Raw genomic sequence first — 9451 nt, forward strand, 5'->3', positions numbered from 1 at the left:
ATGAAAGCAAAAATGAACATCACACTTGAAAACGCCATGGTATACATAGGCATAATAACCTTTGCGATGACGCTTGCGAAAATGTTAGTGATAACGCCGCTCAAAGACGCCATCTCCCGCCTTGAGGTAGCTATAGAAAAACTCGGCGCACAGTTGGCACGAATCGACGAACGTGTGGACAAGCAGTCTGAGCGTATCGCAGTGGTGGAGCGCGACGTAAAATCCGCACACCGCCGAATCGACGACATTATGGAGACGCACTAAATGACAATATTCGAGAAGATTGCTAAAGCGCTGGCCAAGCTGTTGAAAGACTTCGCTCTCATCTTCTACGACGATTTGGAGTTCAGGGCTATGAGCTTGCCGCGCGTCGCAGCGGGCGTGCTCACGGCGGCGGTCGGGGCCTCGTGGATAGGCACGCAGTTCTGTGGGAGGCGATTCGACGGTTTCGAGGCTCTCTGCGGGCTCTGCGGCGGTGTATGGGCGGCATATACGTTCAAACGCCGCCTCATGCCGCCGAGCGACGAAACGCACGGAGAAAGGAGAGTGGCCGACGATGGAGACGGAAGCACAGACGAAGACGCCGATCCTGACAAAAGCGGCTGACTGGCTCGGGCAAAACAAATACTGGCTGCTTGTGCTGGCCGTGCTCTTGCTCGCAGCGTTGTTCGCGCTCTGGGCGCTCGATGCGCACCACTCGGCGCAGCTCTCCGCATTGGGGGCCGAATATGCGGTCACAGCCGAAAAGCTCAGGGCGGCGGAGGCCGAAACGGCAGCGGCGCAAAAGGTGCTTGCGGAGAAAACGGCGGCGCTCGCGGCGCTGCAGCGGACCAACGACCGCCGCATACAGGAGGTGACAGCTGATGCGTACAAGCAAGCTCGTGCTCTGCCTGACGATAGCCTTGTTGACGCTTTTAATGCTCTCATTACGGGCGTACGCCAGCGCAACATTGACCGAGAGCGGACAGATACAGACTCCGAAGAGTGATATCCGCGAGATCGTCGCCGACAACGCCGCGCTGGTGGCCGAGGTTGCGGCGGTGCGTGAATCCCTTGCCTCTGAACGGCAGAGCATGGCGCAGCTGATCGCCGAGCTGGACCGCTACACGGCGGCAAGTGAGGAAGAAAGACGACTACTTCGGGAGCAGAATAGCATCCTCCAGCAGATGAACATTACTCTGCAGAAGCAGGCGAGGGCCGAAAAGCAGAAGGGCATAGGCAAGCTACTGCTGGGGCTGGTTGTCGGCGGCGCGGTCGGCGTGATCGCGGCGCAATGAAAACGATGAAAAATATTATATGTTTGGCAGGGGGCAGACGTTTGGTCGTCGGCCCCCCTTTTTTTTTATTTTGGATTTCGTAATATTTCCATGATTTTTTCGATTCTGGGGTTATTGCCTCTTGGAATAAGGTTTAGTGGGGGCTTAAGCTTTTCTATATATGTATCTTCTGCGGATTCAGCCTCTTTTCCTGTTTTACATGTTATATAAAGGATTTTTATGTTAGACTTTATCCATTCACTTAATTTTTGTTTGTCTTTTTTTAAAATAACAGAAAGACTCTTGCGTAATGTTGAATTTAAAGAATTACCGAGAACATGATTGAAGGCCCGAACTCTTACATCGTCTTTTCCTATGCCAACATATAAGATATTACCATTTTGTTTAAGTCTATCAACAACCAATTCTTTCAATTCGCTATTCTCTATATTATTAAAGGCGTAGAAGTTAGACATTACACAAAAATAATAGCCAGGTAGTGGGGTATATTCTTCACATTTTTCTAAAACAGATTTAATGTCAATACACATATCCTCATCTCGCTTATTTGCATTTTGTAGTCATTTAATAACAGATCAAAAACAAGACAATCATACTATAACTATAAAATCTTCTCTACGGTCTCTTTTTTCTCTCTGGGTGATGTGCACTTGAAAGAGCATTAAATCTTGAGTACCTTGTGAGTACCCAATAAAAAAGCCCCTCATAGAGGGGCAATTTCTTCAGTAATATGGCGCGCCGGACAAGATTTGAACTCGTAACCTTCGGATCCGTAGTCCGATGCTCTATCCAGTTGAGCTACCGGCGCGTTTGGCGTTTTTATGGCGGTGAGGCAGGGATTTGAACCCTGGAGGGAGATTTATGTCCCCCTACCCGCTTAGCAGGCGAGCGCCTTCAGCCTAGCTCGGCCACCTCACCAACGAGAAATATTCTATTACGCATCCCCCCTTTTGTCAACGCCCTCGGTCTCTCTTTTATGTTAAAAAGTTATTTACAGTCTATTTTAATAATTGAACAATGGCCGCGGGGTGAAATGCGCTACAGCTTTTCGCCCTCCGTCTTCGCGACGACGGTCGAGACGCACATGTCGCCGGTGATGTTGACGCAGGTCCTCGCCATGTCGAGCACCGCGTCGATGCCGGCGACGAGGGCCATTCCCTCAATCGGCAGCCCTGCGGAGACAAGGACCATCGACAGCATTATCAGACCGGCTCCAGGCACGCCAGCGGTACCGATGGAGGCGAGCGTGGCGGTCATGAGTATTCCAAGCTGCGCGCCGAAGCTGAGATCGATGCCGAAGGCCTGGGCGACGAAGAGCGCGCAGATGCCCTCATAGATGGCGGTGCCGTCCATGTTGATCGTCGCGCCGAGCGGCAGGACGAAGGCGGATACATCTTCGCTGACCCCGAGGTTGTCCTGCACGTTATTCATCGAGATGGGAAGCACGCCGGCGCTCGTTCTGGTGACGAAGGCTGCGAGCATCGCCTCACGCACGCCCCTGAGGAACCATAGGGGGCTCTTGTGGACGACGCCGGTGATGAGTCCGGAGTAGACGATGACCACCTGCAGGAAGCAGCCAAGATAGACGGCGAAGATTACCTTCGCGAAGGGGGCGAGGACGGCGGGGCCATATTTCGCCGCGGTTACGGCGATGAGCGCGAAGATACCGTACAGGGCGGTCTTCATGACGATCGCCGTGACTTTGAACATCACCTCGGCGAGAGACGAGTTGAACTCCAGGAAGGCCCGTCCCTTTTCACCGATGAGCGTCGCCGCGACGCCTAGGAAGAGCGCGAATACGATGACCTGGAGCATCACGCCTTCAACAAGAGCCTTCAGCAGGTTGGCGGGGAAAATATTGAGGATGACGTTGAAGACCGTCTCCGGCTCTTTAGCCGCCGCCTTGGCTCCCTCGATCGCCATGCCGACGCCGGGCTGGATGACGTTGCCGAGGACGAGTCCGATAGCTATCGCTACGATCGTAGTGCCGAGGTAGAAGGCCACAGTCTTGACGCCGATGCGGCCCAGCACTTTGGGGTCTCCTATTGAAGAGGCTCCCATTATCAGGCTGGAGAATACCAGAGGTACGATCAGCATCTTAAGCAGCGCGAGGAAAATATTTCCGACAAGCTGCAGCAGAGGGATCACGATATCCGCGATGAACGGTGAATTAGAGGCCATGGGTCCGATGATGAACCCAAGGATGAGTCCGATGATGAAGCCCACCCCAATTTTCGCGATGAGAGATAATTTCTTTTTCTCCTGCATAACATTCACTCCTTATAAGAATTGAGTTTGGTTTATAAAACAATAAAGAACAGACCGCTGCATGACTATTCTAGCATAATTATTACCGCGTTGTTTATTTATGGAGGGTCAACTTGTTGCGCTGATATATTTTTTATCGGAAAAAAGCCCTGACTCTTTGATATAATTGCTGTTGTGGTTTCCGGATTCGTGCCTGTGCCGCAGCGCGCGAAACACAAGTTATAAGAAATTTGGTGAGCCGATGAATTCTTTGCTGCTGTTTAAATCAATGCCGCTGCCGTTCCTCACGCTGATCCTGCCGCTTGCCGGCGCCGGCTGTTATGGACTGCTGCTTCTATATAACAGGTTTTTCTCCCGCTGGACGGGGCGCGTCCTGGTCCTGCCGAAGATATTGTACAAGCTGCCTTTCCTTGTCCTGCTCGTTGCGGGGACAGTGCTTTCCAGCCTCGTATGGATGAGCGTGAGCGGTTCTTACAGCCCGCTTTACGTCTTTACGAATACCGGCTGGTCCAACGTTCTCACCAGCGAGTCGGTTAAAAACGCGCAGGCGGTGCTGCGGATAGACGCCTTCGGGGCGATCTCGGCGGCGCTTATGAGCTTTGTGGCGCTGACGGCGGGCATCAGGGCCCTCGCCGACCGCCAGAATGTGATAACGCCGCGCAAGGTGGTTTTCTTCCTGCTGACCTGCACCGGCATTCAGGGGATATTTTATCTGAATAGCCTGATGCTGCTCTTTGTATTCCTGCTACTTACACAGCTTGGCGTGACGGGGCTTTACAGCAACTTCGCCACTAAGAGGCGGGAGGGCGGGGAGTCTGTCTTCTATTATGTCTCGCGTGTGCTGCTTTTGGTGATGTTCCTCGCCGGAGTTGTGATCCTGCGGGTGAAGTACGGCACCGACAACATCAATATGATCGCCACGAGGATCGCCCCCGCGAACGATACGCTGTGGGCCTTTATCTTTCTCGTTGTGCCGCTGCTCTATATCTTCGTGAAGCCGTCGCCATATCTTCCCGACGCCTCTCGCAACTGTTTCTTTGGGATAAGGACGCAGGCTTCGCTCTTTGTCGCTTTCCGCGTCATCTTTTCCCTTTACGGGCCGATGCAGGGGCTGCAAAAGGTACCCATGCTCTTCATCCTGCTCGGCTTCGCCTCCGTCATGCTTGCGCTGGTCCTTTCCTGCGGCGCTAAGGATCCTGAACGCTTTATGAATTCGATGGTCTTCTATATGAAGGGCATGATCCTGATATCCATCGGTATTGCGATGGACGGCACATTCAGCGCGGAGCGCGCCGCGCTCTACGGCGTGAGCGCGATCGAAGCGATGATCTCGCTCTGGCTGGTTTTCCTGCCTATCTCCGCCGCGCTGGCGATAATAACGGTATTTCTGAAACAGAGGTATGAGGAGCGCGAGCTCTGGCAGGAGGGAGCGCTGCTGAAACGTATTCCCTTCACCGCCTTCTCCCTATTCATCGTCATCGCGATACTCGGCGGGCTGCCGCCCTTTATCGGTTACAGCGGCAAGCAGCTGCTGTTCCGCTCGGCGAACTTCATGAGCCCCCTCGTACTCACGGCGCTTTTCCTCTTTACTGTGGCAATGTTGCTCACAGGGCTGCGCTTCCTTATCGCGCTGACGATCGGCAAGGTCTCTCAAAAGCAGGATTTCAGCTTCAGCGGCGAGGTGACGATCGCCTTCCCGCTATTTCTGCTGCTGATGCTCTTTATCACGACGACGGTGCTGCCCGGCGAGCTTTTTGAGGAGTCGGTTGCCCCCTCCGTCGAGTCGCTGATCAACCGCACGACTCCGGCCAACCTGTTCTCCGTGGAGGTAGACGAATAATGATGGCTTTCAGGATTTCAACGGGATTCTTTATCTGGGACGTATACAAATGGCTGCTGGTCTTTCTTCTCTCCGCGCTGGTCGCCTGGCTCGTCGTCAGTATTGCCGTAAAGCGCCGCGGCGGGAGGCTCTTCCCTGAACCGCGCCGTCGTGTGCAGGAGCAGGCCGCCGTCCTGCCCGTGGAGCGTTTCATCGCCGGTTTCAGCCGGGTATTCATCGAGCCGTGGGGTGAGCTTCCGTCATGCGGCCTCTTCGGGATCGCCGCGCTGACGATATTATTTGTGATTACGATATTTCTAGGGTGATTTTTAATGATAGATCTCTTTTCGATGGTTTTTAAGTATTTCAACGCCTGGCTGCTGATGGGGTTTGCGCTCGTCGCGGCGATCGTGACGGAGAAGCTCTATCTGTTGCTGGTCTCTGCCGTACAGAGAAAGCGCATGGGTGGGGTCCGCGTACCAAGGAGAGGGCTGCGCGCCATCTTCCGCCTGGAGATAGGGCTGCCGGAGACCGCCGCCGTCAATATCGCCCTTTACGGCCCATCGCTGGCGATAGCCTCGCTGATGACGGTCTGCGCGAGTCTGCCCTTCTGCACCTTTATCCCCATCATCGACAATGGCTCTGATCTCATCCAGCTCGTGCAGTTCCTGCTGCTCTCGGAGGTATTCGCGCTTATTTCGCTTTACGCGCTGGGAACTGGAACCGGTAACGAGGTTGCCCGCAGTGAGATGCGCAACATGCTGCGGCTGCTGGTGCCGCTCGTCGCCTGTTATGCCTCGCTGGCCTCCTTCTTTACGAAAAACGGCCTCGACAGCGACCCTTTCAGCCTCAACTCTTTTTCCATGACGGGACACTTTGCCTCTATGTCCGCCTGGGGGATCTGCGGCGTTCTGCTTCTGGTCTTCGTGATATTGAGCCAGATCCCGCATCGCAGCGTTACTGCCGGCAGCGCGCTTTTTATTCATGGAGAGTCTCCGGAGTTTGAGGGCGCGCCGAGGGGGATGCTGCAGATATGGTCGGTCTTCCGGGCCTTCATCGTGATATCGATCGTCACCTATATACTCTTTCCCGCCGACATGATCGCCACACTGAGCGAAGGGCTTGGCATCTCGTGGCGGGGGCAGGCGCTGAACTTTGTCATCTTCTGGCTCGCGGTCGTAGCCTCGCGTCTGGTACTGGTTCCAGCCTGCTGGCTCATCGTGCAGGCGGCGGAGAGCAGGATACCGAAACCGTTCAGGGGAAGCCTGATCCCGATCCTGACGGTGGCGGCGATGATGCTGCTCTGGTACGAAGGCATACTTCTCTCACAGGAGGCCGCGTCGTTCTGATGAAAGAGGTGCTGATAATCTCCACCGGCGGCACCATCGTCTCAGTCGACCATGGAAATGGCGCGGTGCCGGATTCAGATGCCGCTCTCGGCATTCTTCAAAGGGCGGGGGAGTTCCTCAGCGAAAAAGGATATTCTTACAGTGTGGAGGCTGTTTTTGGCGAGGCAGGATGCGACAGCTCCGACATCTCTCCCGCTGAATGGCTGACGCTTACGCAGAGGGTAAACGAAGCGGTCCTGCGCGGGGTAAAAAAGATTCTCATAATCCATGGGACCGATACGATGGCCTATACCGCCGCTTGGCTTTCGCTCACAGCCGACCCGGACGCCGCGGTGGTGCTCACCGGCAGCCAGCGGACGCCTGGGGCTCCCGATTTTGACGGAGAATCCAACCTCCACGGAGCGGCAAGGCTTCTCTGCGGCGTGAAGCGCGGCGTATTCATCCACTTTGACGGCCGGGATTACGAGGGGGCCTTTGTACATAAGGAGGACGCCGAGGTGCTCTCCGCCTATGTATCTACCGGATACGGCGCACTGCCGCGAAACGGGATATACCGCGCCCTCGATGGTAAAGAGACTGAATGGCGCGCCGCCGCAGCAGGGCTGTCGCTTGTCACGCTGCATCCCGCGGTCCTGCCGCGCTTTGATCTTTGTAAGATACTTATCCTAGCCGGATACGGCGCGGGGAATATGCCGCAGAGGCTGCGCCTGCAGCTGGCGGAAAGTTTTCCGGCTGGAGGCCGCAGGCCGCTCATCATCGCGGCCAGTTCGTGCGCCCGCGGCCGAAAAAACCCCGCCTTTTACGGCGGCGTCGGCATCGCGGAGCTGGCGCAAGAGAGTTTTTCCATTTTTAGTCAGGGAAGCTATTCCCTTGAGTTCCTGATTGCATTATCATATCTTTCATTATTAGTTTCACCGGAAGAGCCGGAAAATATTTTGCAATTATATTTGGAAAAATTTTAATAGATAATTGGAGGCGGCCTAATGGCTTCAGAAAATAAGAATCAGAATTTTATCGAGGAGATAATAACCAAAGACCTTGAAAACGGTACGGTCAACGAGGTGGTCACGAGATTCCCACCGGAGCCTAACGGCTATCTCCACATCGGGCACGCGAAATCCATCTGCCTTAACTTTGGCATGGCCGCGCAGTTTGGCGGCAGGTGCAACCTTCGCTTTGACGACACAAACCCCGCGAAAGAGGAGACGGAGTATGTCGAGGCGATCATGGAGGACGTCAAGTGGCTGGGTTTCGAGTGGGCCGAGCTGCGCTACGCCTCAGACTATTTTGAACAGTTTTATAAGTGGGCGCTCGACCTCATAAAGGCCGGCAAAGCCTATGTCGACGACCAGAACGCGGAGGAGATACGCGCCAACCGCGGCACGCTGACGAAGCCCGGAGCCGACTCGCCTTACAGAGACCGCAGTGTGGAAGAGAACCTTGAACTCTTCGCGAAGATGACGGCGGGAGAATTTGAAGAGGGCAGCCACGTCCTGCGCGCGAAGATCGACATGGCGAGCAGCAACCTCAACCTGCGCGACCCCGTTATCTACCGCATCCTCAAACGCGAGCACCACCGTACAGGCGCTAAATGGTGCGTCTACCCGATGTACGACTTCGCCCACGGCTACGAGGACGCCATCGAGGGCGTCACCCATTCCATCTGCACCCTTGAATTCCAGGACCACCGCCCCCTCTACGACTGGTTCATAGCCAACGTGGACGTTCCGCATGTGCCGCACCAGTATGAATTCGCGCGCCTTAACCTTACCTACACGGTGATGAGCAAACGCAAGCTGCTTGAGCTTGTCTCTCTCGGCATCGTCGACGGCTGGGACGACCCGCGCATGCCGACGATTTCCGGTTTCCGCCGCCGCGGCTATACCGCCGCCGCCATCCGCCGCTTCTGCCGCGAGATCGGCGTCGCGAAGGCCGACAGCATGGTCGAGGTCGAGCTTCTGCAGCACTGCCTGCGCGAAGAGCTCAACAAGACGGCGCGGCGCGGCATGGCGGTACTGAATCCGCTCAAGGTGGTGCTTGAAAACTGGCCAGATGGTTTTGTCGACGAGCTTCCCGCCGAGAACAATCCCGAGGACCCCGAGGCCGGCAGCCGCAAAGTGAAGATCGGCAAAGAGATCTATATAGAGCGTGAAGATTTCATGGAGGAGCCGGTGAAGGGCTTCTTCCGCCTGTCGCCCGGCAAAGAGGTGCGCCTCAAACACGCCTATATCATCAAGTGCGGCGAGGTGATCAAGGACGCGGCGGGGAATGTCACGGAGCTGCGCTGCTCGGTCGACATGGAGAGCCGCGGCGGTGACGCCCCCGACGGACGCAAGATAAAAGGCACGCTCCACTGGGTGTGGGGCGGTGACGCCGTGAAGGCGAGAGTCAACCTCTACGGACACCTCTTCACACTGCGCAATATGAACGACATGGAAGATGGCAAAGACTATAAGGATTACCTTGACCCGCAGTCATGTGTGGTCATGGAAGAGGCCCTTGTGGAGCCCACGCTCGCGCAGGCCGCGCCGCTGGATAAGTTCCAGTTTCTGCGTCACGGCTACTTCTGCGCCGACAGCGCCACCACGCCGGAGCGCCCCGTATTTAACCTCACGGTATCGCTGAAGGACTCCTGGGGTAAGGAACAGAAGCGGTAGCGGCAAGCCCTCCCTGTCTGTTGATGAAGAATATTCGACAACAAAGATGAGACGCCATAGGCAAGGCGTCTCATCTTCGTA

11 protein-coding genes and 2 tRNA genes are annotated in these 9451 nt (G+C 55.4%); 9 read left to right on the forward strand and 4 right to left on the reverse strand.

The window, feature by feature from the left end:
* The first annotated feature begins 12 nt into the window (after positions 1-12).
* The 4 genes from LIO98_RS01060 to LIO98_RS01075 are packed head-to-tail and all read left to right on the forward strand — an operon-like array spanning position 13 to position 1277.
* Positions 13-264 (forward strand): hypothetical protein, encoded by a 252-nt coding sequence (locus tag LIO98_RS01060; RefSeq protein ID WP_291952459.1) that lies wholly within the window; start codon positions 13-15, stop codon positions 262-264.
* Complete coding sequence (locus LIO98_RS01065) at positions 265-606, forward strand: hypothetical protein (RefSeq protein WP_291952460.1); 342 nt, start codon at positions 265-267, stop codon at positions 604-606.
* Entirely contained in the window at positions 557-988 is a 432-nt protein-coding gene (locus tag LIO98_RS01070) for a hypothetical protein (protein ID WP_291952462.1), read from the forward strand. Before LIO98_RS01065 ends, LIO98_RS01070 begins: the two co-directional genes overlap by 50 nt.
* Positions 951-1277, forward strand: a complete 327-nt coding sequence (locus tag LIO98_RS01075) for a hypothetical protein (protein ID WP_291952464.1) — start codon at positions 951-953, stop codon at positions 1275-1277. The genes LIO98_RS01070 and LIO98_RS01075 overlap by 38 nt, the downstream gene beginning before the upstream one ends.
* Positions 1278-1342: 65 nt before the next feature.
* On the opposite strand, the gene LIO98_RS01080 is transcribed toward LIO98_RS01075, so the two are convergent.
* The 4 genes from LIO98_RS01080 to LIO98_RS01095 all read right to left on the reverse strand — a co-directional run bounded on the left by LIO98_RS01080 (position 1343) and on the right by LIO98_RS01095 (position 3545).
* Positions 1343-1807: a GIY-YIG nuclease family protein gene (locus LIO98_RS01080; RefSeq protein WP_291952466.1), complete on the reverse strand. Its 465-nt coding sequence runs from the start codon at positions 1805-1807 to the stop codon at positions 1343-1345.
* A 201-nt stretch (positions 1808-2008) separates the two neighbouring features.
* Positions 2009-2085 (reverse strand) — tRNA-Arg (locus LIO98_RS01085).
* Between the two features lie 14 nt (positions 2086-2099).
* Positions 2100-2195, reverse strand: a tRNA-Ser gene (locus LIO98_RS01090).
* 120 nt (positions 2196-2315) lie between these two features.
* On the reverse strand, positions 2316-3545 hold the full coding sequence (locus tag LIO98_RS01095; RefSeq protein WP_291952468.1) for a dicarboxylate/amino acid:cation symporter: 1230 nt from the start codon (positions 3543-3545) through the stop codon (positions 2316-2318).
* Between the two features lie 250 nt (positions 3546-3795).
* On the opposite strand from LIO98_RS01095, the gene LIO98_RS01100 reads away from it, so the two are divergent.
* Genes LIO98_RS01100 through LIO98_RS01120 form a run of 5 tightly spaced genes read left to right on the forward strand, consistent with a single transcriptional unit; the run spans position 3796 to position 9370 of the window.
* Entirely contained in the window at positions 3796-5385 is a 1590-nt protein-coding gene (locus LIO98_RS01100) for a proton-conducting transporter membrane subunit (protein ID WP_291952470.1), read from the forward strand.
* Positions 5385-5690 (forward strand): hypothetical protein, encoded by a 306-nt coding sequence (locus LIO98_RS01105; RefSeq protein ID WP_066744202.1) that lies wholly within the window; start codon positions 5385-5387, stop codon positions 5688-5690. Before LIO98_RS01100 ends, LIO98_RS01105 begins: the two co-directional genes overlap by 1 nt.
* 6 nt (positions 5691-5696) lie before the next feature.
* Positions 5697-6713, forward strand: coding sequence for a hypothetical protein (locus LIO98_RS01110; protein ID WP_066744204.1), 1017 nt, complete (start codon positions 5697-5699; stop codon positions 6711-6713).
* A complete protein-coding gene (locus LIO98_RS01115; protein WP_291952474.1) occupies positions 6713-7675 on the forward strand; it encodes an asparaginase domain-containing protein in 963 nt (320 codons plus the stop codon). The genes LIO98_RS01110 and LIO98_RS01115 overlap by 1 nt, the downstream gene beginning before the upstream one ends.
* Before the next feature lie 21 nt (positions 7676-7696).
* The gene (locus tag LIO98_RS01120) at positions 7697-9370 is read left to right on the forward strand and encodes a glutamine--tRNA ligase/YqeY domain fusion protein (protein WP_291952476.1); all 1674 of its coding nucleotides are present in this window, start codon (positions 7697-7699) and stop codon (positions 9368-9370) included.
* Positions 9371-9451 lie beyond the last annotated feature (81 nt).

The organism is Cloacibacillus sp. (assembly GCF_020860125.1).
Classification (GTDB): domain Bacteria; phylum Synergistota; class Synergistia; order Synergistales; family Synergistaceae; genus Cloacibacillus.